The 26,615-nt window shown below is 67.1% G+C and carries 21 protein-coding genes and 3 pseudogenes; 22 read left to right on the top strand and 2 right to left on the bottom strand.

Annotated features, from left to right (window positions below):
- The first annotated feature begins 14 nt into the window (after window positions 1-14).
- The 7 genes from ACFWO8_RS14790 to fadD11 are packed head-to-tail and all read left to right on the top strand — an operon-like array spanning window position 15 to window position 8,188.
- The gene (locus ACFWO8_RS14790; RefSeq protein ID WP_378950904.1) at window positions 15-1,049 is read left to right on the top strand and encodes a PDR/VanB family oxidoreductase; all 1,035 of its coding nucleotides are present in this window, start codon (window positions 15-17) and stop codon (window positions 1,047-1,049) included.
- 33 nt (window positions 1,050-1,082) lie between these two features.
- A complete protein-coding gene (locus ACFWO8_RS14785; protein ID WP_378950048.1) occupies window positions 1,083-1,592 on the top strand; it encodes an SRPBCC family protein in 510 nt (169 codons plus the stop codon).
- Window positions 1,592-3,091 carry an aldehyde dehydrogenase family protein gene (locus ACFWO8_RS14780; protein ID WP_378950046.1) on the top strand — a complete coding sequence of 500 codons (1,500 nt, stop codon included), beginning with the start codon at window positions 1,592-1,594 and terminating at the stop codon, window positions 3,089-3,091. Before ACFWO8_RS14785 ends, ACFWO8_RS14780 begins: the two co-directional genes overlap by 1 nt.
- Before the next feature lie 5 nt (window positions 3,092-3,096).
- Window positions 3,097-4,557 carry a flavin-containing monooxygenase gene (locus tag ACFWO8_RS14775; protein ID WP_378950044.1) on the top strand — a complete coding sequence of 487 codons (1,461 nt, stop codon included), beginning with the start codon at window positions 3,097-3,099 and terminating at the stop codon, window positions 4,555-4,557.
- Window positions 4,557-5,441 carry a short-chain dehydrogenase/reductase gene (locus ACFWO8_RS14770; RefSeq protein ID WP_378950042.1) on the top strand — a complete coding sequence of 295 codons (885 nt, stop codon included), beginning with the start codon at window positions 4,557-4,559 and terminating at the stop codon, window positions 5,439-5,441. The genes ACFWO8_RS14775 and ACFWO8_RS14770 overlap by 1 nt, the downstream gene beginning before the upstream one ends.
- Window positions 5,442-5,461: 20 nt before the next feature.
- On the top strand, window positions 5,462-6,370 hold the full coding sequence (locus ACFWO8_RS14765) for an alpha/beta hydrolase (RefSeq protein WP_378950040.1): 909 nt from the start codon (window positions 5,462-5,464) through the stop codon (window positions 6,368-6,370).
- A gap of 18 nt (window positions 6,371-6,388) precedes the next feature.
- Entirely contained in the window at window positions 6,389-8,188 is a 1,800-nt protein-coding gene (gene fadD11, locus ACFWO8_RS14760; RefSeq protein WP_378950037.1) for a fatty acid--CoA ligase FadD11, read from the top strand.
- Between the two features lie 209 nt (window positions 8,189-8,397).
- Here fadD11 and ACFWO8_RS14755 read toward each other — a convergent pair whose 3' ends face one another.
- Window positions 8,398-9,114: a TetR/AcrR family transcriptional regulator gene (locus tag ACFWO8_RS14755; RefSeq protein WP_378950035.1), complete on the bottom strand. Its 717-nt coding sequence runs from the start codon at window positions 9,112-9,114 to the stop codon at window positions 8,398-8,400.
- Window positions 9,115-9,308: 194 nt separating this feature from the next.
- Between ACFWO8_RS14755 and ACFWO8_RS14750 the strand changes: the two genes are divergently transcribed.
- The 9 genes and pseudogenes from ACFWO8_RS14750 to ACFWO8_RS14710 all read left to right on the top strand — a co-directional run.
- The gene (locus ACFWO8_RS14750; protein WP_378950033.1) at window positions 9,309-10,883 is read left to right on the top strand and encodes an acyl-CoA carboxylase subunit beta; all 1,575 of its coding nucleotides are present in this window, start codon (window positions 9,309-9,311) and stop codon (window positions 10,881-10,883) included.
- An 8-nt stretch (window positions 10,884-10,891) separates the two neighbouring features.
- On the top strand, window positions 10,892-11,704 hold the full coding sequence (locus ACFWO8_RS14745) for an enoyl-CoA hydratase/isomerase family protein (RefSeq protein ID WP_378950031.1): 813 nt from the start codon (window positions 10,892-10,894) through the stop codon (window positions 11,702-11,704).
- Window positions 11,701-13,644: a biotin carboxylase N-terminal domain-containing protein gene (locus ACFWO8_RS14740; RefSeq protein WP_378950029.1), complete on the top strand. Its 1,944-nt coding sequence runs from the start codon at window positions 11,701-11,703 to the stop codon at window positions 13,642-13,644. The genes ACFWO8_RS14745 and ACFWO8_RS14740 overlap by 4 nt, the downstream gene beginning before the upstream one ends.
- The gene (locus ACFWO8_RS14735; protein WP_378950026.1) at window positions 13,641-14,789 is read left to right on the top strand and encodes an acyl-CoA dehydrogenase family protein; all 1,149 of its coding nucleotides are present in this window, start codon (window positions 13,641-13,643) and stop codon (window positions 14,787-14,789) included. The genes ACFWO8_RS14740 and ACFWO8_RS14735 overlap by 4 nt, the downstream gene beginning before the upstream one ends.
- Window positions 14,786-16,585, top strand: a complete 1,800-nt coding sequence (locus tag ACFWO8_RS14730) for an acyclic terpene utilization AtuA family protein (RefSeq protein ID WP_378950024.1) — start codon at window positions 14,786-14,788, stop codon at window positions 16,583-16,585. Before ACFWO8_RS14735 ends, ACFWO8_RS14730 begins: the two co-directional genes overlap by 4 nt.
- A complete protein-coding gene (locus ACFWO8_RS14725; RefSeq protein ID WP_378950022.1) occupies window positions 16,582-17,733 on the top strand; it encodes an acyl-CoA dehydrogenase family protein in 1,152 nt (383 codons plus the stop codon). The genes ACFWO8_RS14730 and ACFWO8_RS14725 overlap by 4 nt, the downstream gene beginning before the upstream one ends.
- 23 nt (window positions 17,734-17,756) lie before the next feature.
- Window positions 17,757-18,596: an SDR family oxidoreductase gene (locus ACFWO8_RS14720; protein WP_378950020.1), complete on the top strand. Its 840-nt coding sequence runs from the start codon at window positions 17,757-17,759 to the stop codon at window positions 18,594-18,596.
- Window positions 18,593-19,777 carry an acyl-CoA dehydrogenase family protein gene (locus ACFWO8_RS14715; protein ID WP_378950018.1) on the top strand — a complete coding sequence of 395 codons (1,185 nt, stop codon included), beginning with the start codon at window positions 18,593-18,595 and terminating at the stop codon, window positions 19,775-19,777. Before ACFWO8_RS14720 ends, ACFWO8_RS14715 begins: the two co-directional genes overlap by 4 nt.
- 26 nt (window positions 19,778-19,803) lie before the next feature.
- Window positions 19,804-20,847 (top strand): annotated as a pseudogene (locus ACFWO8_RS14710) (AMP-binding protein); the annotation flags it as partial.
- Window positions 20,848-20,989: 142 nt separating this feature from the next.
- Here ACFWO8_RS14710 and ACFWO8_RS14705 read toward each other — a convergent pair.
- The gene (locus ACFWO8_RS14705; protein WP_378950901.1) at window positions 20,990-21,436 is read right to left on the bottom strand and encodes an NUDIX domain-containing protein; all 447 of its coding nucleotides are present in this window, start codon (window positions 21,434-21,436) and stop codon (window positions 20,990-20,992) included.
- A 253-nt stretch (window positions 21,437-21,689) separates the two neighbouring features.
- On the opposite strand from ACFWO8_RS14705, the gene ACFWO8_RS14700 reads away from it, so the two are divergent.
- The 6 genes and pseudogenes from ACFWO8_RS14700 to ACFWO8_RS14675 all read left to right on the top strand — a co-directional run.
- Complete coding sequence (locus tag ACFWO8_RS14700; RefSeq protein WP_378950016.1) at window positions 21,690-23,381, top strand: HEAT repeat domain-containing protein; 1,692 nt, start codon at window positions 21,690-21,692, stop codon at window positions 23,379-23,381.
- 240 nt (window positions 23,382-23,621) lie between these two features.
- Window positions 23,622-24,836: an amidase gene (locus tag ACFWO8_RS14695; protein WP_378950014.1), complete on the top strand. Its 1,215-nt coding sequence runs from the start codon at window positions 23,622-23,624 to the stop codon at window positions 24,834-24,836.
- 69 nt (window positions 24,837-24,905) lie between these two features.
- Entirely contained in the window at window positions 24,906-25,352 is a 447-nt protein-coding gene (locus ACFWO8_RS14690) for an RNA-guided endonuclease InsQ/TnpB family protein (RefSeq protein WP_378950012.1), read from the top strand.
- On the top strand, window positions 25,330-26,076 hold the full coding sequence (locus ACFWO8_RS14685) for an RNA-guided endonuclease InsQ/TnpB family protein (RefSeq protein WP_378950010.1): 747 nt from the start codon (window positions 25,330-25,332) through the stop codon (window positions 26,074-26,076). Before ACFWO8_RS14690 ends, ACFWO8_RS14685 begins: the two co-directional genes overlap by 23 nt.
- 137 nt (window positions 26,077-26,213) lie before the next feature.
- Window positions 26,214-26,387 (top strand): annotated as a pseudogene (locus tag ACFWO8_RS14680) (HEAT repeat domain-containing protein); the annotation flags it as partial.
- Between the two features lie 5 nt (window positions 26,388-26,392).
- Window positions 26,393-26,581 (top strand): annotated as a pseudogene (locus tag ACFWO8_RS14675) (HEAT repeat domain-containing protein); the annotation flags it as partial.
- Window positions 26,582-26,615: the final 34 nt, after the last annotated feature.

Genomic DNA, 26,615 nt, shown 5'->3' with positions numbered 1-26,615 from the left:
ACACGCCACCCGTCATGCTGCGTGCGCTGGGCGCGCTGGCCGACGGCTACCTGCAGCTGTTCGTAGCCGGTCGGGCCGCGCCGTTGATTTCCAAGCCGAATCCGGTGCGCCACAGTGGATTCGAGATCCCGCTGATGGTCGCGCAGGTCCAATCCGTTGCCGAGGACGTGGTCGGTCTGACCTTGACCTCGCCTGCCGGTGAACTCCTCCCGCCCTGGCGGCCGGGTTCGCACCTCGACGTCGTGCTGCCCTCGGGCAAGCAGCGTCAGTACTCCCTGTGTGGTGACCCCGAAGACCGTCGCCGGTACCGGATCGCGGTGCGTCGCATCGCCGACGGCGAAGGGGGATCCGTCGAGGTACACGAGCAGCTGGCGGTGGGGGACACGATTCGTATTCGTGGTCCCCGCAACGCCTTCGACTTCATCACCGCGCCCTCCTACCTCTTCGTGGCCGGCGGCATCGGGATCACCCCCATCCTGCCCATGGTCGTGGCAGCGGCCCGGGCCGGAGCACGCTGGCAGCTGATCTACCTCGGGCGGTCGCGCGCGACCATGCCGTTCCTGGCGGAATTGGCCGCCATGCCGGGCGGCCGGATCGACATCCGTCCCGATGACGAGTTCGGCACGCCCGATATCGCCGAACTGCTCACCCGCGCCGAACCCGGCGCGTCGGTGTACGTCTGCGGCCCGCCACCTGTGCTGGCGGCGGCCCAGCGTCACGCCTTCCGGATCAACCCGACGGGATCGCTGCACACCGAACGCTTCTCGGCGCTGCCGGTGGTCGACGGCAAAGAATTCGACGTGACTCTGGCGCGTTCCGGGACGACCGTGCGCGTCGGTGCCGAGGAAACCGCGCTCGCGGCCATCGCCCGGGTGCACCCGGATGTCGTGTACTCGTGCCGGCAGGGGTTCTGCGGTACGTGCAAGGTCGCGGTGCTGGCCGGTGCGGTAGAGCATCGCGACCGCAAGCTCCTGGACTCCGAGCGCAGCAGCCAGATGCTGACCTGCGTGTCCCGCGCCGCGGGCGAATCACTCGTGCTCGACCTCTGAACAGAGCAACCACTCCTCGAAAGGACGACGTCCATGGGGCGCACCTTCCCGCTGACCGAATCGAACGATGCCTTCCTGGCGAACGCATCCCGACGGTATGTCCATATCGTGAACATTCCCGCGGCACCCGAACAGGTGTGGGCGGCGCTGAGTGCCGATGACGCGCTCGTGTCGTGGTCGCGCGTGGTCACCGGCATGCGGTGGTGCTCACCGCGGCCGCACGGTGTCGGCTCCACCCGCATCGTCACCCTTGCCGGTGCGGTGGCGCTGACCGAACGCTTCTACCGCTGGGACGAGGGAAAGCGGATGACGTTCACCGTCGACGCGGCATCCATTCCAGGTCTGCGCCGCTTCGCCGAGGACATCGTCGTCGAACCCACCGGTGCGGGCACTCGCTTGACGTGGACGTTCGCGCTGGAGGGCGACGCAGCGCTGCGGCCGCTGCTGTGGGCGGGCGGACCACTCAATAGACAGGTCACCGGGTCGATCGCCCGGGGTATCACCCGCCGGGTGCTCGACCTCGCGCAAAAGGAGTCCCGCTGATGGCGGCACCGACGAAAACCCAGCCCGCGCAGCGCGAGTCGAGCTTCGAGGTGATCTCGCCCGCGACCGGTGCCGTGGTCGGCAGCTATCCGGTGCACACCGCGGCCGAGGTCGAGGCCACGGTCGCCGCCGCCCGCCCGGCGGCGGACTGGTGGGCCGGCATCGGCTTCGCCGAGCGGGCGCGACGGCTCGACGCCTGGCGCGGCGAGATCGTCCGCGGGCGAGACGAACTCGCGCAGATCATCCATGACGAGATGGGCAAGCCGCTCTCCGACGCCCGGCTCGAGATCGTCATGGCGCTCGAACACCTCGCGTGGGCCGCGGGCAATGCGCGCCGGGTACTCGGACCGCGCTCGGTGCGGCCCGGGCTGCTGACTGTCAATCAGGAGTGCACTCTGGAGTACCGCCCGTTCGGGGTGGTCGGGGTGATCGGGCCGTGGAACTACCCGGTATTCACCCCGTTGAGCTCGGTGTCCTTCGCGCTCGCGGCAGGCAACGCGGTGGTGTTCAAGCCGAGCGAGTACACCCCAGGGGTAGGGCACTGGCTCGCTGAGCGGCTCGCCGCGGTGGTTCCGGAACAGCCGGTGTTCCAGGTGATCACGGGCCTGGGGGAGACCGGTGCGGCGCTGTGCCGGTCCGGTGTCGGCAAGATCGGTTTCACCGGGTCCACCGCCACCGGCAAGCGGGTCATGGCCGCCTGTGCGGAGACCTTGACGCCGGTGCTGATGGAGCTCGGTGGCAAGGACGCGCTCATCGTCGACGCCGACGCCGACCTGGACGCCGCCGCCGACGCCGCGGTGTGGGGCGGAATGTCGAACGCGGGCCAGACCTGCCTCGGCGTGGAGCGCGTCTACGTGCACACCGACGTCTACGACGAGTTCCTGACGAAACTCGTTGCTTGCGCACAGGATCTGCACGCGGGAGCCGATACGGCCAAGGTCGGGCCGATCACCATGCCCAAGCAGATCGCGATCATCCGTCACCACATCGAGGACGCGCTGTCGCGCGGAGCGCGGGCGCTGCTGGGGGGCGCCGGCGCGATCGAGGGGCAGTACGTGCAGCCGACCATTCTGGTCGATGTTCCCGAGGATGCCGCGGCCGTCACCGAGGAGACCTTCGGCCCGACCCTCACGGTGGCGCGGGTGCGGGATATGGACGAGGCCGTGGAACGTGCCAACGCCGGCGCGTACGGCCTGGGCGGCACGGTCTTCTCCCGCCGCAACGGCAGGCAGATCGCCGATCGCCTTCGCGCGGGCGGCACCTCGATCAATGCCTATATCGCACATGCCACGATCGCGCGACTGCCGTTGGGCGGCGTCGGTGATTCCGGCTTCGGCCGGGTGCACGGTCCCGATGGCCTGAAGGAATTCACCTATGCCAAATCCACCACCCGGCAACGATTCCCGTTGCCGTTGGCGCTGACCACGTTCACCCGCGGCGACACCACTGACGCCATCGTCGATCGGCTGGTCACCCTGCTACATGGAAGGAATCGGTAAAGAAGATGACAGCAACCGAACACCGTCACATCGTCGTGATCGGTGCCGGATTCGGCGGTATCGGCCTCGCGATCAAATTGCGCGAGGACGGATTCGACGATCTCGTGATCCTCGAGCGCGCCGCCGACCTGGGCGGGACCTGGCAGGCCAACACATACCCGGGCTCCGCGTGTGACGTGCCGTCGCATCTGTACAGCTACTCCTTCGCACCCAATCCCGACTGGTCGCGGACCTACGGACAACAAGCCGAGATCCTCGACTACATCCGGGACGTGGCGACGAAGTTCGATGTCGTCGGGCACATCCGGCTCAACACCGAACTGCTCGATGCTCGCTGGGACGAGGCCGATTCGCGGTGGCATCTCGACACCTCGGGTGGCAAGCTCACCGCGGATTACCTGATCTCGGCGACCGGCATCTTCGCCGAGGCGAAGTACCCGGACCTTCCTGGCCTCGGCACCTTCCAGGGCAAGGCTTTCCATTCGCTGCACTGGGATCACGAGCACGACCTCACCGGGGAGCGGGTGGCGGTGATCGGCACCGGTGCCTCCGCGGTGCAGTTCGTGCCGGAAATTCAGCCGAAGGTGGCCGCGCTCACGGTGTTCCAGCGTTCCGCGCCGTGGATCGTGCCGCGGATGGATCGCCACACCTCCGGCGTCGAGCGGTTCGTGCTGCGCAAGGTGCCCCTCGCGGGCAAGGCGATCCGGAGTGCCTGGTACGCGGCGATCGAATCGTTCGGCCTGGTCGGTTTCGTCGACAATCGGTTCCGCCACCCCTACGAAATGCTGGGCCGGTGGCAGCTGCGGCGCCAGGTGCGCGATCCCGAGTTGCGCGAGAAGCTGACGCCGGACTACATGCTCGGTTGCAAGCGGGCGATCTTTTCCGACGCGTACCTTCCTGCCCTCGATCAGGACAACGTCGAGGTGGTGGCCGACGGGATCGCCGAGGTACGCCCGCATTCCGTCCTCACCCGAGCCGGAGTCGAGATCCCGGTCGACACGATCATCTACGGCACCGGCTTCAAGTCGGCACCCTCGGCCTACGATCGCATTGTCGGCGCCGACGCGGTGTCCGTCGGTGAGATCATGCGCAAGCACCGCCGAACCTACCTCGGTACCGCCATCGCGGGCTTCCCGAACTTCTTCCTGACCCTCGGCCCGTTCGGTGCGGTGGGTAACCAGTCGGCGATCTTCATGATCGAATCGCAGGTCGCCTACATCGTCGATGCGCTGAAGACCTTGCGCGACAAGGGTGCTCACCGGGTGGAAGTGCGTCAGCAGACGCAGGACGAGTTCATCGAGGAGATGCATCGGCGTAGCGCGAACACGGTCTGGCTCACCGGCGGTTGTGACAGCTACTACACCACACCGGACGGGCTCAACGCCGGCCTCTACCCGAGCTGGAGTTTCGAGTACCGAGCGCGCACCAGCGCGTTCGATTCCGAGTCGTACGAGGTGAGCGCGTAGTGGACATCGCAGCATTCAACCCACTCGGCCTGCTCTCGCGCCGTTCCTATGACCTTCGGGACAAGACCGTGCTGATCACCGGCGCCGGGCAGGGCATCGGACTGGAGCTGGCCGGGATCGCCCACGCCCGCGGCGCGTTCGTCGCCATCGTGGATGTGGACGAAGCCGCTGCCGAGGCAGCCGCGGGAGCACTCGGTGCGCGTGCGCTGGCGATTACGGCCGACGTCCGCGACCGTGCGGCGATGGCCGCGCTCACCCAGCGGGTCGTCGACACCTTCGGTCACCTCGACGTCGTCGTCGCCAATGCCGGGGTCACCCCGGCACCGGCGACCGTGCGTTCGATGGACCCGCGCGATTTCGATCGCGTGATGGCCGTCAACCTCGACGGCTGTTTCAACACCGTGCATCCGGCGCTCGATCACATCGTCGCAGCGCACGGGCATGTGGTGGTCGTGTCGTCGTGTGCGTCGTTCGCGCCGGGTATGGCCGGATCGCCGTACATGATGAGCAAGGCCGCGGTCGAGCAGTTCGGTCGCGCGCTGCGGGTGGAACTGAGTGCGGTAGGCGCGAGCGCCGGCGTGGCGTACTTCGGCGTCGTCGACACCGGGCTGACCCACGCGACGCTCGACGACGACGACATCGGCCGCGAACTCGGCGAGATGCTGCCCTGGCCACTGAATGTCAGGATCAGCGCGGCCCACGCCGCGACCGTCATCGCCGACGGCATCGAGCGGCGCGCAGCCCGGACCATCGCGCCCAGCGGATGGGAGCCGTACGCGCTGCTGCGCGGCGCGGTGAACGTGGTGCTCGACGCCCAGCTCGCAGGCAGTGGGAAAGTCAGGGATCTGCTCGCGCGCGTCGAGGACCGGGCCGTCGGCCGGTGACCGCGCCCGAACGAGGATCGTTGCGTACCCGCGCTGCCAGGCTGGTCGCGCAACGAACGGTACGTCCACTGGCCGCCGCGATCCCCGTCAACACCACGACTGTGCCGTTCGCCCGGTTGGCGATCGATGCGGCGATGCGCGTCGTCGGGCCGAGTCCGACCGGAACGGTGGTGGATCGCATCGATGACGGAGCAGTACGCGGCGAGCTGGTCACCGGGCCGAAGGTGACCCGCACCGACGCGGTCGTGCTGTACGTTCACGGCGGCGGCTTCGTCGCCGGGTCGGCAGCGGCGTATCGCGGTGTGGCGTCTCGGCTCTCGACGGCGGCCAGGATGCCGGTGTTCGTCGTGGACTACCGCCTGGCCCCCGAGTACCCGAGCCCCTGCGCCCAGCAGGATGTGGCGCAGGCCTACCGGTGGTTGCTCCGGCGCGGAGTCGATCCGGACCGGATCGTGCTCGCCGGCGATTCGGCGGGCGGCTTCCTCAGTGCCGACTTCGCCATCACCAACGCGGGCCAGGGGCTGCCCAACCCGGCTGGGTTGGTGCTGTTCTCCCCGATAGCCGATCTCAGCCTGGAGATCGCGCAGAGCGGGGGTGCGAACCGCGACGGCGTGATCTCATTCCCCTTGTCGGTCAAAGCGGTCGCCCAGTTCACCAGTGAACGTCTCGAACTGTGCCCCGAGCGGGGAATGCGACTGCCGCCGACCTTGATCCAGACCGGCAGCGCGGAGTACTTCGCCGCCGACGCGGTCGAACTGGCCGATCGTTTCCGTGCCGCGAACGTCGCCTGTGAACTTCAGGTCTGGCCCGATCAGATGCATGTTTTCCAAGTCATGCCCGCGCTGGCACCGGAGGCGCGCTTCGCCTTCGATGCGGCGGGCCGATTCATCACTTCGATCATCGACTCCGAAACCGCCGCTGCGGTCTGAACAACGGAAGACTCACACATGTCGACACCACGTTTCGAAACCCTCTGTGCCGCATTCCAGCACAACGCGACCATCGATCCCGACGCGATCGCGTTGCGTACTCCCGGTGACGCCACGACCATGACCTGGCGCGACTACGCGGCCGGTGTTCGTGCCACCGCGGCCGGCCTGGCCGCACTCGGGGTCCGCCGCGGCGACACCGTCGCGCTGATGATGAGCAATCGCATCGAGTTCTACCCACTCGAAGTGGGTGCGCAACACGTGGGCGCGACGTCGTTCTCCGTCTACAACACTCTCGCCGCCGACCAGCTCGCGCATGTGCTGGGCAATGCCGGCGCCCGGGTGGTCATCTGTGAGGCGCAGTACGTGCAGCGGCTGCGCGACAGCGGCGTGGCGCTCGACCACATCGTCTGCATCGACGACGCCGTCGAAGGAACCGTTCCGGTGGCGGACATGATCGCGGCGGGCAGCCCCGACTTCGATTTCGATGCCTCGTGGCGAGCGGTCACGGCCGACGATGTGGCGACCCTGATCTACACCTCGGGTACCACCGGCAACCCGAAGGGTGTCGAGACGACGCACGCGAACCTGATGTTCCAGGCCTACGGGCTCGGCGATGTGCTGGGCTTCGAGTTCGGCGATTCGATCACCTCGTTCATGCCGAGCGCGCACATCGCCGACCGGCTGACCGCGCTCTACCTCCAGGAGGTATTCGGCATCCAGGTCACCTCGGTGTCGGACCCCAAGCAGATCGCCGGCGCGCTGGCCGACCTGCGGCCGACCATCTGGGGTGCGGTGCCGCGAGTGTGGGAGAAGCTCAAGGCCGCCATCGAATTCGTGGTCGCCAACGAACCGGACCAGACCCGCAAGCAGGGCATGCAGTGGGCACTGTCGGTGGCTGCCAAGCGCAGCGAGTACCAGCTGGCCGGGCAGCCGGTGCCCGACGAGGTCGCCGCCGAATGGGCCAAGGCCGACGAGTTGGTGCTGTCCAAGTTGCGGGCCAAGCTCGGCTTCGACCGCGTCCGCTTCGCCCTCTCCGGTGCCGCGCCGATTCCGCCGCAGACGCTCGGGTTCTTCGCCGGGCTCGGCGTGCCGATCTCGGAGATCTGGGGGATGTCCGAACTGTCGTGCATCTGTACGGTGAGTCACCCGCGCGACACCCGCCTCGGGACGGTCGGGCGGCTGCTGGCGGGCATGGAATCCCGCATCGCTGACGACGGTGAGCTCTTCGTCCGCGGCCCGCTGGTAATGCAGGGTTATCGCGGCGAGCCGGAGAAGACCGCCGAAGCCATCGACGCCGACGGCTGGCTGAGCACCGGCGACGTGGTGACCGTCGACGAGGACGGCTACTACCGGGTGGTCGACCGGAAGAAGGAGCTGATCATCAACGCGTCGGGCAAGAACATGTCCCCGACCACGATCGAGCACGCGATCAAAGCATCGACGCCGCTGATCGGTGCCATGGCCACTCTCGGCGACGGGCAGCCGTTCAACACCGCGCTGATCGTCCTCGACGCCGAGAGTGCCGAACCGTATGCGGCTCAGCACAATCTGCCCGATGCCTCGGCCGCGGCGCTGGCCGTGAACTCCGAGGTGATCAAACAGATCGCCGCGGGTGTGGCCGCGGGGAACGAGAAGCTCTCACGGGTCGAGCAGGTCAAGCGATTCCGGATCCTCCCGGTGTTCTGGGAGGCCGGTGGTGACGAGGTGACGCTGACCATGAAGCTCAAGCGGAAGGTGATCGCCGAGAAGTACGCGGCCGAGATCGCCGAACTCTACGCGGACGACCCCGTTGCCGAGGTCATCGAACCTGCCTGATCGGTAGGCAGTGACGTAGCAGTCCTTGTGGCGGGCCATCGGATGATGGCCCGCCACCTACTATGCCGACACCCCTCCGGCTAGGCCCTGGCTCCCGATCGAGTGCGCGGTTCACGTACGAACGGGCACGCCACCGTTCCGGTGTATCTGCACGCCGACTAGTTCGAATCAGCCGTCTCCGGTACTCCTCCGGAGGCGGCGAATCGCCGTTATCTCGGCACTCCATCGTCGTCATCTGTTCGTGGCTGGTCGTCTGCGCCTACCCGCGAGAGCAGTCGATCCAGTTTGGCGTCCATCGCCGTGAGCCGGTCGTCGTCGAGAGTCGTTTCGTGTGGGGTGAGCAGCAAATCGACGGTCTGCTGTCCGGTCCGGCGCACCTGTAACGGTTTACCCGCGGCGATCTGGCCGCGCGCGGTGTGTTCCAGGGTCCCGAAGACCATGTCGCGCAACAGTGTGGCGGGTGTGGTTGCCGGTAGTCGGGCTTCGGCTTGTAAGTCCTTGATGAGAGCGAGGAACAGGCGAGTGTAGGCGCGGCTGCGCGCATGCATGGTCGCGGCCAGTTCGGAATCGGGCGTGTCTTGGGCGCGGTGCACGAACACGCTGATGAGGTCCCAATCGGTTTCTATTCGGCTCGCCCACCCATCGACGAGGACCCGGAACCGCTCCACCGTTGTCCCCGGGCGAGCGAGCGAGCGTTCGGCCTCGGTCTGCAGGAGGTCGTAGAAATCGCTCATCACGGCCGTGAGCAGGCCGAGCTTGTTGCGGTAGTGCAGAAACACGGTGCCCTCGACGACCCCGGCTCGCCGGGCTATCTCGGCGCCGGTCGCATCGAACCCGAACTGGCGAAAGCACTCGTCGGCCGCCGCGCGAATAGCGTCGCGAGTCCGGTCGCCCTTGGTCTGCGTCTCGATGTGAGTGGTACTCATATCGAAAGTATGGCAGCGAACGGCTCCTACGTCGAACTTGTGCATTGACTTCGGCAAGTCACTGTGTCTAACTCATATGAGTGTCACTCATATATGACTGAGTGGCACTCATGAGAGGTGGTTGCGCAAACGTGGCTGTGTACCGAACGCGGGTCGATCCCGGCTCCGAGCAGTTTCGATCGAATCGAGCGGCGATGCTCGCTCTGATCGACGAGTTCCGCGAGCTGGAGGGGCGTGCCCGAACCGCCTCGCAGCGTTCGGCGGCCCGATTCTCGGCGCGCAAGCAACTGCTGCCACGGCAGCGGTTGTCACGGCTACTCGATCCGGGCGCGCCCTATCTCGAACTGCAGAACCTCATCGGCTACGCGGCGACGGAGAACGGGCTGACCGACGCCGATCGCGCGAGCTCGGTGCCGGGCGGGAGCCTGCTCGCCGGAATCGGCTTCGTCTCGGGCGTGCGGTGCGTGGTCGTCGTCACCGATTCGGGCATCAACGCCGGGGCGCTGTCGGCTTCGTCGCTGACCAAGATCATGCGGTGCCAGCGCATCGCGATGGAGAACCGGTTGCCGTTCGTGCACCTGGTGGAAAGCGCGGGCGCGAACATTCCGGCGTACCGCGTCGAGGGCTGGGTGCTCGGCGGTGAGATGTTCGCCAACCTCGCGCGCCTGTCCGCGGCCGGTATCCCCGTGATCACGGTGTTGCACGGCTCGTCGACCGCGGGTGGGGCGTACATGCCAGGACTGTCGGACGTCGTGATCGGCGTCCGGGGCCGCGGTAAGGCGTTCCTGGCCGGTCCGCCACTGCTCATGGCCGCCACCGGTGAGATTGCCACCGACGAAGACCTCGGTGGCGCGCAGATGCATGCCGACGTTTCCGGCCTGGTGGAATATCTCGCCGAAGACGACGGCGACGCCATCCGGCTGGTCCGTGAGGCAGTCGCGCGCACGGGCTGGGGCACCGAACAGTTACGCGGGGTACCGTCCGGATTCGCCGACCCTGTCTATGATCCGGACGAGCTGGCCGGGGTTGTTCCCCTGGACTACCGCCAGCCCTACGACGTCCGAGAGGTCGTCGCCCGCATCGCCGATGCCTCCGACTTCTCCGACTTCAAGGGCCGCTACGGTCCGCAGACGGTGTGCCTCGAGGGCGAAGTGCACGGGCGCGCTGTCGCTTTCATCGGCAACAACGGTCCCATCGACAACGAGGGCGCCGCCAAGGCCGCGCATTTCATTCAGCACTGCTGCCAGCTGGGCACACCCATCGTCTACCTGCAGAACACCACCGGCTTCATGGTGGGTACCGCCTACGAGCGTGGCGGCATGATCAAGCACGGGTCGAAAATGATTCAGGCGGTCTCGAATGCGACCGTGCCGCAGTTCACCTTCATGACCGGCGCCAGTTTCGGTGCCGGAAACTACGGCATGTGCGGGCGCGGTTACGGGCCGAGGTTCCTGTTCGGCTGGCCCGGTGCCCGCATCGGGCTGATGGGACCGGAGCAAGCCGGTACGACCATGCGCATCGTCGGCGAGGCCGCCGCGAAACGGCGCGGCATGGAGGTACCCGAGGCGGTGCTGGCCGCCAACGAGCGTGCCGTGGTGGATCTGCTCGAGACGCAATCCGACGCCTTCTATGTGTCCGGGCGCGGCGTCGACGACGGGGTGATCGACCCCCGCGAAACCAGAAATGTGCTCGGGTTCCTGCTCGCGACCGTCGACGAGGCGCAACAGATCGACCCCCGACCGGTCAGCTTCGGCGTGGCCAGGATGTGAGTGCAGCGATGACGACAACTCTCCCTGAACTCGAGGAAATACTCCTGAAGGAACGCGGTGGCGTCCTGTACGTCACCTTGAACCGGCCCGAACAGCGCAACGCGCTGTCGACCGAGGTGCTCAACGGCCTGTGCCGCGTGGCCGACCACATCGAGAAGGCGCAGCTGCGCGCGGTGGTGCTGCGCGGAGCCGGGAGTAACTTCTGCGCGGGCGGCGACCTGAAGTCGTTCCGTGACGTATTCCAGGGCGACACCCCCGATCCCGCGCAGATCGCCGCGGTGAACCGCACCTACGGCACGGCGTTGGCGGCGTGGGATCGCTTGCCTGTCGCCGTCATCGCGGCCGTCGAGGGCGCGGCGATGGCCGGTGGCATGGGCCTGGTGGCGGTCGCCGACATCACGATCGCCACGGAGTCGGCGCGTTTCGCCCTCACCGAGACCAAGCTCGGCCTGACCCCGGCACAGATCTCGCCGTTCGTGATCGACCGGATCGGACTGCATCACGCGCGTCGCCTGATGCTGACCTCCCTGGTCATCGATGCCACCGAGGCCAAGCGGCTCGCCCTGGTCGACGAGATCGTCGCCGATACGGCCGCACTCGACGCGGCCGTGGCGCGGACCGTGAATCAGGTGTTGCGCTGCGCGCCAGGCGCGAACGCGCTCACCAAGGAACTGGCGCACACGGCGTTGGACATGGACCGCGAGGCCCTGCTCGACCATGCTGCCGCGCGATTCGCCCAGACCATGCTCGGCGCCGAAGCGCGCGAGGGTGTCGCGGCGTTCCTCGGCAAGCGCGACCCGGAATGGGCGGTGACGGAATGAGATTCGATACCGTACTGGTAGCGAACCGCGGGGAGATCGCGGTCCGGGTGATCCGGACGGCGAAGGAGCAGGGTTATCGCACGGTCGCCGTCTACTCCGACGCCGACGCGAATGCACCGCACGTGCTCGCCGCCGACACCGCCGTCCGCCTGGGCGCGGCGCAGGCAGCCGAGTCCTATCTCGATGCCGGGAAACTGATCGCCGCCGCGAAAAGCAGTGGCGCCCAAGCGATCCACCCTGGTTACGGGTTCCTGTCCGAGCGCGCCGACTTCGCGCAGGCGTGCGCGGACGCCGGCATCGTTTTTATCGGGCCGACCCCGGACTCGATCCGTTCGATGGGTGACAAGGCCGCGTCGAAGCGGCTGATGGCGCAGGCCGGTGTGCCGATGCTGCCCGGCTATCAGGGGGAGGAGCAGTCCGACGCGCGGCTGCTCGCCGAGGCCGAGCGGATCGGCATGCCGCTGATGGTCAAGGCGTCCGCGGGCGGTGGCGGCAAGGGCATGCGACTGGTCACCGAACAGGGAGCCGTGGCCGAGGCCATCGCGGCCGCGCGCCGTGAGGCGTTGTCCGCCTTCGGCTCCGACGTTCTGCTGCTCGAGCGTGCCCTGCTCGGTCCGAGGCACGTCGAGATCCAGGTGCTGGGCGACGAGTACGGCAACGTCATCGCGTTGGGCGAGCGGGACTGCTCGATCCAGCGGCGGCACCAGAAGGTCGTCGAGGAGTCGCCCAGTCCAGCGCTGACGGCCGAATTGCGGCGGAAGATGTGCGATGCCGGGGTGACCGCCGCGGCGAGTATCGGCTACGTCGGGGCGGGCACCGTCGAGTTCCTCCTCGGTGCCGACGGCGAATTCTCCTTCCTCGAGATGAACACGCGGCTGCAGGTCGAGCATCCCGTGACCGAACTGGTCACGGGCCTGGACCTGGTCGATTGGCAGCTGCGGATCGCGCAGGGCGAGCCGTTGACCATCGCACCTGACGATGTCGTCTTGGCCGGGCACGCGATCGAAGTCCGGCTCTACGCCGAGGACCCCGCCAACGACTATCTGCCCGTGACCGGTGCGATCGTCGCGTGGGAACCGCCGGTCGGAGAAGGGATCCGAGTCGACTCCGGCATCACCTCCGGCAGCGTCGTCAGCAGTCACTACGACCCGATGCTGGCCAAGATCATCGCCTACGGCAGCACACGCGAACAGGCCCGCCGCCGACTGATCGGCGCACTCGAACGCACCAGGGTGTTCGGGCTCACCACCAACCGTGGGTTCCTCGTGCGGGTGCTGCGCGACGAGGGATTCGCCGGGGGCGAGGCCACGACGGCCTTCCTCGGCGAGGTCGATCTCACCGGGCCGCGGGCACACTCGCCCCGACAGCTCGCGGTCGCGGCTGGTTGGCTGCATCGGGAGCGCGAGCGCAGGGCGGCGCGGCGTTCACCGGGACTGGCCGGGTGGACGAACAAGGCCGCGCAGACATCGGTGGTTGTTCTCGACGGCAAGGAGATCGGCCTCGAACGCGACGACCGCGGGCTCTCGGTCACCGTCGAGGGCACCACTCATCGCCTCACGTGGAGTGGCGATCAGCTGCTCGTGGACGGGACCGCCGCGGCAGCACAGGGCCTGTGCCCGAGCCCGGACCGGATCCTGCTGGCGTTCGCCGACCGTGACCTCGATCTGTCCGACACCCTGTTCGCACCGCCGGACTCCGCGACGGCCGGCGGCAGTGGGGTTCTCGGCGCACCGATGCACGGCACCGTCACCACCGTGTTCGTCCGGGAGGGCGACATCGTGGCTGTCGGCACGCCGCTGCTGGTGCTGGAGGCGATGAAGATGGAACGTCCCGTGGTCGCCGACGTGGCGGGTGTGATCAGCGAGATCGCCACGGCTGGAAAGCAAGTGGCCGCCGACGACGTCCTGGTCCGCATCCGTACCGAGGAGGGCGAGCAGTGACCGATCCCTTCGAGACCCCGGAGCGGCGAGCACTGCGCGACTCGGCTCGCGGCTTCGCCGAACGGGAGATCGCGCCCTGCTTGGAGCAGTGGGAACGGGACGGATTCGTGCCCGGCGAGGTGGCCGAGAAGGCCGCTGCGGCGGGGCTGCTCGGCGTCGGCTACGCCGAAGAACTCGGGGGCGAAGGCGGTGATCTGGTCGATGCGATGGTGCTCGCCGAGGGCTTGGTGGCCGGTGGCGCCTCGACCGGCGCACTGGCGGCCCTGCTCACACACAACGTGTCACTGCCGCACCTGGTGAAGGTCGGTACACCCGATCAGGTGACGCGATTCGTGAAACCCGCGCTGGCCGGCGAGAAGTGCGGCTCGCTCGGGGTCACCGAGGCGGACGTGGGTTCGGACCTGGCGGCGACCCGCACGACGGCGCGTCGCGACGGTGCGGACTACCTCGTCAACGGCGCGAAGATGTTCATCACCTCGGGTGCCCGCGCCGACTTCGTCACCACGCTGGTGCGCACCGGCGGACCGGGTCCGAAGGGCCTGTCGATCCTGGTGATCGAATCCGGGACACCGGGCTTCACCGTGTCGCGCACGCTGGACAAGATGGGCTGGCTGTGTTCGGACACCGCCGAGCTCGTCTTCGCCGATTGCCGGGTGCCCGTGGCGAACTTGGTCGGCCGCGAGGGCGACGGTTTCGCTCTGCTGATGCACCAACTCGGCTCCGAGCGGCTGATGCTCGCGATCCAAGCGTGCGCGATCGCGCAGCGCAGCCTGGATCTGACTGTGACGCAGGTACGCAACAGGTCGACCTTCGGCAGGACCCTGATCAGCAGGCAGGTCGTCCAGCACCAGCTGGTCGAGATGCACCAGCGCATCGAGGTGGCCAGAACCTATGCGCGCGCGATCGCCGCCCGGTACGCCGAGGGCGAGCAACTGGTCGCGCAGACCTGTATGGCGAAGATCGCCGCGGCGGAAACGTGCTCGTTCGTCGTCGATCAGGCCGCGCAACTGCACGGAAGCACGGGGTTCATGCGGGAGACCGAGATCGAACGTCATTACCGGGATGCCCGGGTGTTCCGCATCGGTGGTGGCGCGAGCGAGCCACTGACGGATTGGGCAGCGAAGATTTTGGGGTACACCGAATGAAGACTGTGACCATCGGCGGCGCCGCGGGTATGTGGGGCGATTCGTATCTCGCGACGCCACAGCTGCTCGCGGACGGACGCTGCGAATATCTCATCTACGAGTCCCTCGCCGAGATCACGATGGCGGTGCTGACGAAGGCGCGCATGAAGGCCCCCGACCAGGGTTACGCGCGCGACGTCATCCGGATCATCGGCGAGAACGTGACCGCCTTCCTCGACGGCGGAGTCAAGGTGATCACCAACGCGGGCGGCATCAACCCGCACGCCGCCGCCGCGGCGTTGCGCAAGGCGGCCGCTGCTGCCGGACGGACCGTGTCGATCGCGACCGTCACCGGTGACGACGTGTTGCCGCTGCTCGACTCGCTGCGCGAGTCGGGATTGCGCGAGACCACGCGCGGCACCGAGTTGCCTGCGCGGCCGATCAGTATGAACGCCTACCTCGGCGCCCGGCCGATCGCCGCGGCGCTGGCCGCGGGCGCCGACATCGTCGTGACCGGCCGGTGCGCGGACAGTGCGCTGGTCCTCGGTCCGCTGATGCACGAGTTCGGCTGGGCTGCAGACGATTTCGACCAGCTGTCGCAAGGAAGTCTGGCCGGTCATCTGCTGGAATGCGGTCCGCAGTCCACCGGTGGTCTGCTCACCGACTGGCAGGCCACCGACAGTTGGGCACACAGCGGCTACCCGATCGCCGAGGTGCGCGCGGACGGGTCCTTCGTCGTCACCACCGCATCCGGCACCGACGCGCTGGTCGACCGGCGCACCGTCGGCGAGCAACTCGTCTACGAGATCGGTGATCCCGCGGCCTATCTGCTGCCCGACGTCGTCTGCGACTGGACCCAGGTTCGACTGGCCGAGCTCGGCCCGAACCGGGTGGAGGTGAGCGGCGCTCGCGGCATCGCGCCGACGCCGACGCTGAAGGCCTGCGCGCAGGTGCTCGACGGCGCCCGCGCGCAGATCATGTTCTTCCTCGGCGGGCACGACGCGGTGGCCAAAGGCAGACGAGCCGCCGCCGACATGGTGGCGCGCTTCGGAACCCTGTTGACGTACAAGGGATTCCCGGAACTACATGAGGTCCAGGTCGATATCCTCGGCGCCGAGGACACCTACGGTCCGCATGCGCGGGGTGGCGCGGCCCGCGAAGTCTGGGTGCGCATCGCGTTGCGGCACGACGACCCGGCGGCACTGTCGGCCGTGATCCGCGAATTCCCCTCGATGGGACTGTCGGGACCGCCGGGAATCGGCGGTGGTGGTGCGTTGCCGACACCGTCGCCGGTGCTGCGGCTCGACAGCTTCCTCGTGCCGCGCGAGCTCCTGCCCGCCCGGGTGGAGGTCGACGGTCGCGCCGTCGAGTTCTCGGATGTGCCACCGGAACTCTGTGAAACCGTCGACAGCCCACGCGGAGTCGACCCCGTCGTGGATTCGGTACCCGACTCCGAGACCGTAGTGGTGCCGCTGCGTGCGATCGCGCACGGCAGATCCGGTGACAAGGGTGCCGACGTGAACATCGGTGTCATCGCACGCCGTCCCGAGTTCGAGCCGATCCTGCACGCGCAGGTGACGGCGAAGGCGATCGGAGAGTACCTGGCCCACCTCGGCTCGACCTCCGTCCAGCGCTACGGCCTGCCGGGGCTGCACGCGGTGAACTTCCTGCTGCGCGATGGACTCGGCGCGGGCGGCACCGCGTCCCTACGCGTCGACCCGCAAGGCAAAGCCGTCGCCCAACAGCTACTCGAGATGCCCGTCCGGGTCCCCGCAGCACTGCGATCCCTGATTTCCGACGAGGAGTTCCCTTCATGACCGTGTTTTCACCGGAGCACGAGCAGTTCCGCGATTCGGTGCGCCGATTCGTCGACGAGCGCATCAACCCGAATATCGACAAGTGGGAAGCCGCGGGCATGATCCCGCTGCACGACATCGTCACGCAGATGGCCGAACTCGGCTTCGTCGGCCTCGACTACGACCCGGCCTACGGCGGCCAGGGTGCCGACCATCTGTTCACGCTCGTGCTGGCCGAGGAGATGGGCCGGGTCGATCACGGCTCGTTCCCGATGGCGTTCGGCGTGCACAACTCGATGGCGACACCGTCGTTGCACAAGTACGGCACACATGAACTGAAAGAACAGTTCCTCGCGCCCGCCATGCGCGGCGAGATGATCGCCGCGGTCGCGGTCGCGATCACCGAACCGGACGCCGGCTCGGACGTGGCGGGGCTGAAGACCCGGGCTCGCCGTGACGGCGACGACTGGATCATCAACGGCTCGAAGATGTTCATCACCAACGCGCTGCAGGCCGACTGGCTCTGCGTGCTCGCCCGCACCTCCGACGAGGGCGGCTTCAAGGGGATGAGCCAGATCATCGTGCCCACCGACACCCCCGGATTCTCGGTGGCGAAGAAGCTCGACAAACTCGGTATGCGCGCGTCCGACACCGGCATGCTGTCCTTCGACGACGTCCGTGTGCCTGTGTCGAACACGATCGGCACCATCGGCCGCGGTTTCCAGCAGCAGATGGAACAGTTCGTAATGGAACGCATGTGGGGCTGCTATTCGGTGCCGTCCGGGATGGAGGTCGCCCTCGGTCGCACCCGCGATTACGCCAAGCAGCGCAAGGTATTCGGACAGCCGTTGTCGTCGCAGCAGTACCTGGCCTACACCTACGCGGAACTGGCCGCCGAAGTCGACCTGCTGAAGGTCTACAACCGCGATATCGCGCAGGCGTATATGCGCGGGGAAAACGTCACCCGCAGTGCCACCATCGCGAAACTGACGGCGGGCCGGCTGGTTCGCCACGTCGCCGACTGGTGTCTGCAGGTGCACGGCGGTGTCGGATACATGGAGGAGACGTGGACCGCGCGCTTCTTCCGCGACAACCGGTTGCTGGCGATCGGTGGTGGCGCCGATGAGGTGATGATGCGGGTCCTGTCCTCGATGGACGGCTTCGTGTGATGGCCTCGGCAGAGAATTCCCGGGTGTTGGCACCCGATGTGCTGAAGGGCCGGATCTGTGTGGTCTCCGGCGCGGGGACCGGTCTGGGTCGCGCGGCCGCGGTGGAACTCGCGCGCGGCGGCGCGACCGTCATCGGGTGTGCGCGCCGCGCCGAGCCGCTGGCCGAGACCGTGGCGCTGATCGAATCCCTCGGCGGCACAGCCGAATCGCACACCCTCGACATCCGTGACGAGCACGCGGTCGACGAGTTCATCGCGCACGTCGTGGACCGGCACGGCCGGATCGACACTCTGGTCAACAACGCGGGCGGACAGTTCGCCCTGCCCGCGGAGATGATCACACCCAATGGTTTTCGCAAGGTGGTCGAGCTGAACATCCTCGGCACCTGGCTGATGACCCACGCGGCCGCGACGAAGGCGATGATCCCGCAGGGCGACGGCAAGATCCTCAACGTCACGCTCTCCCCGCACGACGGTTTCCCCGGTTTGGTGCATTCCTCGGCCGCCCGCGCCGCGGTGGAGAACATGACGAAGACCCTGTCGATCGAGTGGGCCAGGTTCGGCATCCGGCTCAACGCGTTGGCGGCAGGCCATTTCGACACCGACGCCTTGAACACGCGGTATGTCCCCGGGGTGAAGGAGGACGCGCTCACTCGCGTACCGGCGGGCCGATTCGGCACCGACGAGGAATGGGGTTGGCTCGTCGCGTTCCTCGCCTCGCCGGCGGGGGATTACTTCTCGGGTTCGGTGCTGACCTTGGACGGTGCCCGTGATGTCGTCGGCGCGGGAAGCTATCCGCCGCCGGGGTTTCTGGAAGCCATTGCCGTGGCACGAGCCGCCGCCGCTGGAAAGGACAGCAAATGACGTCTGATGCCATCGCCGCACCTGTTCTTCGGCTCATGCCGAGTGAAGAGGAGTTGGCCATTCGCGACTCCGTCCGCCGAATCTGCGCCAAGTATCCCGAAGACCACATGCGGCAGGCGGCGGAGCGCGGCGAGTCCCTGCATGATGTGTGGTCCGACCTCGCCGCGGGCGGCTTCGTGGGACTCAATATTCCCGAGGAGTGGGGCGGCGGTGGGATGGGGATGAGCGGCCTGATCGCGGTGGCTGAAGAGACCTCCCGCTGCGCCAAGGGCACTGTGATGCTGGTGGTTTCGTCGGCGATCGCGGGTTCGGTCCTGGCTCGCCACGGCACGACCGAGCAGAAGGAGCGCTGGCTGCGCGGCATCGCCGCCGGCACGACCAAGCTGGCGTTCGCCATCACCGAGCCGGACGCGGGCAGCAACGCGCACAACCTGCGCTCCGAACTGCGCCGCGACGGCGACGGCTATGTGTTGAACGGGCAGAAGACGTTCATCTCCGGCGCCGAGTCCGCGGATGCGATCCTCGTAGTCGCGCGGCTGCGCGACGCGAACGGGCAACTGGCGCAGCCGGTTCTGGCCGTCGTCGACGCGACCGCGCCCGGGGTGACCCGGCAGCGCATCGAGATGCCGTTCATCGGTGCCGACGAGCAGTCGCAGCTGTTCTTCGACAAGGTGGCGGTCGACGCCGACCGGCTGATCGGTGGCGAAACCGGCGGAATGACAGCGGTATTCGACGGGCTCAACCCGGAGCGCGTCATCATCGCGGCCCTGATGACCGGAAACGGTCTGCGGGCACTGGACAAGGCATCGGCCTACGCGCGAGAGCGCACGGTGTGGAAGACCCCGATCGGCGCGCATCAAGGTGTCGCGCACCCGCTCGCGGAGGCGAAGATCGAACTCGAACTGGCCCGGTTGATGACCCAGAAGGCGGCCGCGCTGGTCGACGCCGGTCTCGCCGAGGCGGGTGAGGCCGCGAACATGGCGAAGTTCGCCGCGGCCGAAGCCGCGATCAAGTGTGTCGACCGGTCCATCCAGGCGCACGGCGGCAACGGTTTCACCATCGAGTACGGCATCTCGGATCTGTGGTGGTTCGCCCGGCTCATGCGCACTGCCCCGGTGAGCCGGGAAATGATCCTCAACTACGTGGCACAACATTCGCTGAATCTCCCCCGGTCGTATTGAGCAGTAGGCGCGGAAGGCAATTCACCATGGCAACAAAGACATTCGGCACACTTGTCGAGGCTTTTCAGCACTCGGCGTCGATCTCGCCGGACGCGGTCGCGGTGCGAACACCCGGGCACAGCGCGGTCTTGACCTGGCGTGAATACGCCACACAGGTGCGGCAGGTGGCCGCGGGCTTGGCCGCCCTCGGCGTCGGACACGGCGACACTGTCGCGTTGATGATGTCGAACCGGATCGATTTCTACCCGCTCGAGGTAGGAGCCCAGCATCTGGGTGCCACATCGTTCTCGGTGTACAACACACTCTCTCCCGAGCAGATCGCGTACGTCCTGGGCAATGCGGGTGCCCGGGTGATCATCTGCGAATCCCAGCACGTGGAGCGCATCAGAGCCAGCGCGGTGGAACTCGACCACATCGTGTGTGTCGACGACGGCCCGGCGGGCACCCGCTCGGTGCGGGAGTTGATCACGGGCGGCGCGGCGGATTTCGACTTCGACGCGGCGTGGCGGGCGGTGCGGCCCGAAGACGTGGCGACGCTGATCTACACCTCCGGCACGACCGGAAATCCGAAAGGCGTGGAAACCACCCACGCGAACTTGATGTTTCAGGTCTACGGGGTCCGTGAAGTCCTCGGCGTGGAGTTCGGCGACCGGATCACGTCGTATCTTCCGTCAGCTCACATCGCGGACCGGCTCACCTCGCTCTACCTGCAGGAGGCGTTCGGAACCGAGATCATTGTCGTCGGAGATCCCCGGAAGATCGCCGCGGCGCTGCCCGATGCGCGTCCGACGATCTGGGGTGGAGTGCCCCGGGTGTGGGAGAAGCTCAAGGCGGGCATCGAAATGGCGGTCGAGGCCGAGGCGGACGAGGCGCGCAGTCAAGCTCTGCGGTGGGCGCTTTCGGTGGGAGCCGAGCGGGGTTCGTATCAGATCGCCGGGGAACCGGTGCCGGATCGCGTCGCGGCGGAATGGGCCCGAGCGGACGAACTCGTGCTTGCCCCGCTGCGCGCGAAGATCGGATTCGACGAGCTGAAGTGGGCGATCGCCGGTGGGTCTCCGGTGCCCCCGGAAAGACGCTGCGAAAAAGCGCATGTCGCCGCAGCGACTCGAGGAACTGATCGCCTTACTCGGACAGTGGGACCTGATCTGAGCGAGGCAGGGGAACGGTGGGGTCGCCGAGACAGCCGTGAGAGGCGGCGCCCCACCGTGACCACTACCAGCCGTACACCGACATGGTCTCCCCGGAAGCGATGCGATCCAACGCTTCTCGGCAGTAAGGGATCATCTCGGTCGGCAACGAGTCGACGGCGAACCACTCCAACGCGTCGCACTTGTCCGGCCCACGGTTGTTCGGCGCTCCCTGCCAGCGAGCCACGCGGAAGAAGAACGCCACCCGCCCGCCGGACGAGGAGTTGTGCATGACGTGCACGAACTCCACATCGCCCGGTGCGATCTCGATGCCGATCTCCTCGGCCGCTTCACGCACGAGTGCATCAACCACAGACTCATCGGCTTCGAGATGTCCCGAAGGCGGGTGGTAGGCGCCATCGGCGTACCCCGTGTTCGCGCGCCGACCGAATAGGACCCGTCCCTGGTCGTCAGTGAGTAGTAAGTGCACGTCACCGATCAGTTTGTGCCGCTCAACGCTGGCCACAGCCATCACCAACCCCGCCTCTCTCGATACGCCCGACCTGAGCGCCAGCCGACCGTAGGCCAACCGCCCCTCAATGACTATGCGTCCGACGTATATCGCATCCCGGAGGTCTCATGACGACCCAACCCAAGGTCCACCGCCGCGGCAACCAGCTGGACATTTCTCGCCGCTGTTCCCAGGAGAGTCTCCTGGCGGTGATCTCATTCGGTCACGCAGCCAGACTCGGCCGCCTCGCAGCACGTCGACCTCCGCGAACAGTGTGTTCTCCGGACAGGTCTGCGGTGTCGCGGCGCAATGCCTGCGGTCCGGTACCGACGTCGAGCGATACACCGCGAAGGCGCGTGACTATCTGCGCCGCCAGCCCGACAACCTGGCGCTGCAGAAGCTGCGTTCGGGCAAGTCGTTGACACCGGTCGATCTGAAATCACTCGAGGAACTGCTGGCCCGCAGTGGGGCAGGCGAACCCGAGGCTATGGAACGCGCCGTTGCCAATGCCCACGGACTGTTCATCCGCTCCCTCGTCGGCCTCGATCAGCAGGCCGTGCAGGAAGCGTTCGCGGAGTTCCTCGGCGAACGCACCGCCACCGCCAGCCAGATCGACTTCGTCAACCTCGTCATCGGCCACCTCACCCGGCACGGCGAGATGGACCCGAAGCTGCTGTTCGAAGCGCCGTTCACCGACGCGGCGCCGCAGGGCCCGACGCAACTGTTCGACCCCGAGCAGTCGAAACGGCTCGTCGGTGTCATCCGGTCGATCAGCGATTCGGTGGTCGCGACCGCCTGGCCCTGGCCAGTGCCTCAACGCGGTATGGGCCGGGTGGCGAGCACACCAGTTCCAGGAGGCTTGGACGGCAAAGGTCGATGTCAAAGCCGGCATCGGCTTGGCACTCGTTGGAATCGTGCGGGTCGCGATCGTTGCTGGCCAACAAGGACGGAGTGCTCACTACCCTCACCGGGTGGCGCGATGTCGCCGTCGGGCTCCCGCGGGAACGATCGCGGTGTTGGTACAGGCCGCTTGGGCTATTTCGTTTTCGGTCCTCGCCGTAGCGGTGTCCATCTACTTCTATCGGTAACCGACCGGAGCGTGGCGGCCCTCGTGACCTGCGGTGTGTCGAGTATCCCGTGGCGCGCCAGGTACCGTTGGGCGGTGAACCCAGCTGATGCGCGACTCCTGAAAGACGGCGATCTCGAGACCCGCGAAGACAATCTCCGGGTGCTCATCGCGCGGGCTGAGGACGGCGACACGGCCGCGAAGGAAACACTGCGCGCGCTGGTGCGCGACTATCCCGATTACCACCGGTCGCTCTACAGTCGGGCGTTGAACCGGGCCGCGGTCTTCGGTGATGACAGCCTGCGGGAGCCACTGCTCGCGGCACTGGCCGACACCCACTACAACTGCGAGGCGTGGGCTGCGATGGGCTGTGCGGACCTCGGCTTTCGCGATGCGGTCCCCGGCCTGGTCGAGATGCTTGATCACCCACAGGACATCGCCCGAGACCAAGCGGTGGTTGCCTTGGGCATTCTCGGTGACGAATCGGTCGTCCCGGCCCTGGCGCCCTTGCTCCAGGACTCGATCAGCGGCATGCGCGAACGCGCCGCCGAAGCACTGGGCATGATCGGCGGCGACGCGGCCCTGGCCGCACTCTGGGACGAATTCGAGAATCGCCGCTTTTACCGCATCGGCTACATCGCCAGCGCGTTGTCCCAGTTCGTCCCGGACATCATCCCGAGACTGTGCGAGGCGGCGACTGGCGACGACCCGGACCAGCGGTACTGGGCCGCAGTCGCGCTAGGCTCGACCGGCGACGACCGTGCCGTGCCGACCCTGGAACTGTTGATGGCCACCGACCGCGGTTCGACCGTCTTCGACGGCATGGTGAGTGTCGCCGCGAAGAAGGGTCTGCGCACACTACGCCGTATCCAAGCCGCGATTGCCGCCCGCGAATCCTGAAGCGCGGCAGAGACTGTCGGCACCGGCATTGATCAGCTCTGCTTGCGACGATGTCGATCATCGAAAACCTCTGCGCAGGTAGGGCTTCCGGGTAGCGTCGGAGTTCGTGATCGGTTCGACAGCGGTTGAGATCGCGGCGGCGGTCGGGGCGGGCGACGTTTCGCCGGTCGAAGTGGTGGAGGCGGCGCTGGCACGCATCGACGCCGATACGTCGGTCAACGCGTCTGTGCGGTGCGCCGAGTGGAGGTGCGCGCGGAAGCAGCGGCGTTGGCCCGACGAACCGACCTGGCGCTGCTGCCGTTGGCGGGGGTCCCGGTGGGGATCAAGGACCACGTCGATGTCGCAGGGTGCCCGACCCGACACGGGACTGCCGCAACATCCGACGCATCGGCCGGTACGGATGACGAACTCGTCCGCAGGCTGCGCGCGGCAGGTGCGCTGGTGGTCGGCAAGACCACCGTGCCGGAGCTGTGTCAGGGTCCGTTCACCGAGAGCGCGGCGTTCGGGATCACTCGCAATCCGTGGCATCCGGGGTACACGTCCGGCGGGTCGAGCGGCGGTTCCGCGGCCGCCGTTGCGGCCGGGATGGTGCCACTGGCGCTGGCGTCCGGCGGCGGGTCGATCCGTATTCCGGCCTCGTGCTGCGGCGTAGTCGGTCTGAAGCCAGGGCCCGGACTGGTACCGCACAGGGGGCAGGGCTGGCGGGGGATGTCGGAGCTGGGCCCGATCGCGACTACGGTCGCTGACGCAGCTCTGATGCTCGACGTGCTCGCCGCCACCGACTGTTACCGGAATTCTGTGCCCGATCGGGATCGGGCGCTTCGCATCGGTGTGACCGCCGTCCCGCCGATACCCGGAGTGCGAGTCGATCCGCAGGTTCGCGCGGCACTCGACGCCGCGGTGAAGGCTCTGCGGGATGCCGGTCACGTCGTGGACACCGTAGCCCCGCCCTGGCGAGTTCGGGACCACCCGCGATACATCGCTCGCTATTTCGCCGGATCCGCCGACGACGCAGACGGGTTCTCCCTTCGGGCATTGGAGCGGCGCACCGGTGCGATAGTGCGAACCGGACGACTGCTGCGGCGGTTTCCCCTCGGCCGCGACGAGATCCCGGCCGAGACCGCGACACGTTTCGCAGCGTGGTTCGCCGACTACGACGTGCTCATGACGCCGACATTGGCTGCGCTGCCACCGCGTGCGGGTGGCTGGGCGAACGCCGGAATGATTCGTACCCATCTCGCCGCGAGCAGGCTCATTCCATTCCTGCTGCCGTTCAACCTCGCCCGGCTTCCGGTGGTGACGGTGCCCGCTGGGCGGTCCATCGAAGGCCTGCCGATCGGTGTACAGATTGCGGCCGCGTCCGGCGGTGAAGGATTGCTGCTTTCCGCCGCGGCTCAACTCGAGCAGCTGCGTCCGTGGCCGTGGCGAACCTCGGACGCGGATTGGTCAGTGTGAACGTGACATTCGCACGCCTTGTCGGACTCGGACCGTCCTTGGGTCGTGAACTAGCGGTAGTGTCGCGTTGTGCAGCTTCGCTACAACTTCCGGGTGTATCCCACTGTGGGGCAGCAGCGGTCGTTGGCGCAGGCGTTCGGGTGCGCGCGTGTGGTTTACAACGACGCGCTGGCAGCGAGGCGGGAAGCGTTCGAGGCCGGGCGCAAGATCAGCGATAGTGAACTATCGAAACGGCTCACCGAGGCCAAACAGTCCCCGGAACGGGCGTGGCTGGCAGAGGTGTCGGCGGTGGTGTTGCAGCAGGCACTCGCCGACCTGAGCACCGCCTACCGCAACTTCTTTGCCTCTATCACTGGCAAACGCAAGGGCGGCAAAGTCGGACCACCGCGTTTCCGGTCCCGCAAGGACAATCGGCAGTCGATCCGGTTCACGAAAAACGCCCGATTCACGGTCACGGCCGAACGCCCGATTCACGGTCACGGCCGGGCGAAAGTTGCGGTTGCCGAAGATCGGTGACGTCGCGGTCCGCTGGTCGCGGGAGCTGCCGTCGGATCCGTCGAGTGTGACCCTCGTGAAGGACGCCGCGGGCCGGTATTTCGCGTCGTTCGTGGTGCAGTCCGACGACGAGTCGTTGCCTGTGTCGGATTCCGAGGTCGGTATCGACCTGGGTTTGACGACGTTCGCGGTGCTATCCAACGGTAAGACGATCGACAATCCGAGGTTTCTGCGCCGCGCGGAGCGCAAGCTCCGTAAGGCGCAACAAATGTTGTCCCGCAAGGTCAAAGGTGGCAAGAACCGGGCCAAAGCGCGTGTCAAGGTCGCCAGGGCGCACGCCACGGTGGCTGATACGCGCCGGGATTGGGCGCATAAACAGTCCACGATGATCATCCGTGACAACCAAGCGGTGTTCGTCGAGGATTTGTGCGTGAAAGGTCTCGCTCGCACTAGGTTGGCGAAGTCGGTCCATGATGCCGGGTGGGGCATGTTCACGCGCATGTTGGAGGAGAAAGCGGCCCGGTACGGGCGAGCTTTCTTGAAGGTGGACCGGTTTTTCCCGTCGTCTCAGTTGTGTTCGGTGTGTGGGTTGGTGGACGGCAAGAAGGCGTTGGGTGTGCGTGAGTGGACGTGCGTGTGTGGCACTGTCCATGACCGGGATCTCAACGCCGCGATGAATATTCACGCCGCAGGACGTGCGGAGTGGTTAAACGCTTGCGGAGGGACGGTAAGTCCTGCCGCGTAGCGGGAGGAAGTCCCTGTGAAACAGGAACCCACCGAGAGTGCCCGTCAGAGCGCTGGTAGGAATCCTCGGACTTCAGCCGGGGAGGAAGTTAAAACTGTCAGGCGTGGGCTGCGTGTGCGGCCCTCGGCTTGGTCGCGATGCTGGACCACCCGCAGGACATCGCCAGGGACCAAGCGGTGATCGCCCTGGGCATACTCGGCGATGAATCGGTCGTTGCGGCCCTGACGCCCCTGCTGGGGGACTCGAGCAGTGGAATACGCGCACGCGCCGCCGAAGCGCTTGGCATGATCGGTGGCGGCGCGGCGCTGGCCGCACTCTGGGACGAATTCGGAACCGTCGCTACTACCGGATCGGCTGTATCGCCAGCGCTCTGGCCGAATTCGCCCCGGACATCATCCCGAGGCTGTGCGAAGCGGCGGCCGGCGACGATCCGGACAAGCGGTACTGGGCCGCCGTCGCACTGGGTTCGACCGGCGAGGACCGTGCCGTCCCGACACTGGAACGGTTGATGGCCAATGACCGGGGACAGACAAGTCTTC

It is taken from the genome of Nocardia sp. NPDC058480 (genome assembly GCF_042720495.1).
Lineage (GTDB): Bacteria > Actinomycetota > Actinomycetes > Mycobacteriales > Mycobacteriaceae > Nocardia.
The sequence above is the reverse complement of the archived record's forward strand: the minus strand, read 5'-3'. Positions and strand labels throughout refer to the sequence as shown.

Excerpts from the sequence above, each read along its gene's own strand:
- ACFWO8_RS14790 (WP_378950904.1), top strand. The coding sequence starts at position 15 with ATGCTGCGTGCGCTGGGCGCGCTGGCCGACGGCTACCTGCAGCTGTTC.
- ACFWO8_RS14785 (WP_378950048.1), top strand. The coding sequence starts at position 1,083 with ATGGGGCGCACCTTCCCGCTGACCGAATCGAACGATGCCTTCCTGGCG.
- ACFWO8_RS14780 (WP_378950046.1), top strand. The coding sequence starts at position 1,592 with ATGGCGGCACCGACGAAAACCCAGCCCGCGCAGCGCGAGTCGAGCTTC.
- ACFWO8_RS14775 (WP_378950044.1), top strand. The coding sequence starts at position 3,097 with ATGACAGCAACCGAACACCGTCACATCGTCGTGATCGGTGCCGGATTC.
- fadD11 (WP_378950037.1), top strand. The coding sequence starts at position 6,389 with ATGTCGACACCACGTTTCGAAACCCTCTGTGCCGCATTCCAGCACAAC.
- ACFWO8_RS14755 (WP_378950035.1), bottom strand. The coding sequence starts at position 9,114 with ATGAGTACCACTCACATCGAGACGCAGACCAAGGGCGACCGGACTCGC.
- ACFWO8_RS14750 (WP_378950033.1), top strand. The coding sequence starts at position 9,309 with ATGCTCGCTCTGATCGACGAGTTCCGCGAGCTGGAGGGGCGTGCCCGA.
- ACFWO8_RS14745 (WP_378950031.1), top strand. The coding sequence starts at position 10,892 with ATGACGACAACTCTCCCTGAACTCGAGGAAATACTCCTGAAGGAACGC.
- ACFWO8_RS14740 (WP_378950029.1), top strand. The coding sequence starts at position 11,701 with ATGAGATTCGATACCGTACTGGTAGCGAACCGCGGGGAGATCGCGGTC.
- ACFWO8_RS14730 (WP_378950024.1), top strand. The coding sequence starts at position 14,786 with ATGAAGACTGTGACCATCGGCGGCGCCGCGGGTATGTGGGGCGATTCG.
- ACFWO8_RS14725 (WP_378950022.1), top strand. The coding sequence starts at position 16,582 with ATGACCGTGTTTTCACCGGAGCACGAGCAGTTCCGCGATTCGGTGCGC.
- ACFWO8_RS14715 (WP_378950018.1), top strand. The coding sequence starts at position 18,593 with ATGACGTCTGATGCCATCGCCGCACCTGTTCTTCGGCTCATGCCGAGT.
- ACFWO8_RS14705 (WP_378950901.1), bottom strand. The coding sequence starts at position 21,436 with ATGGCTGTGGCCAGCGTTGAGCGGCACAAACTGATCGGTGACGTGCAC.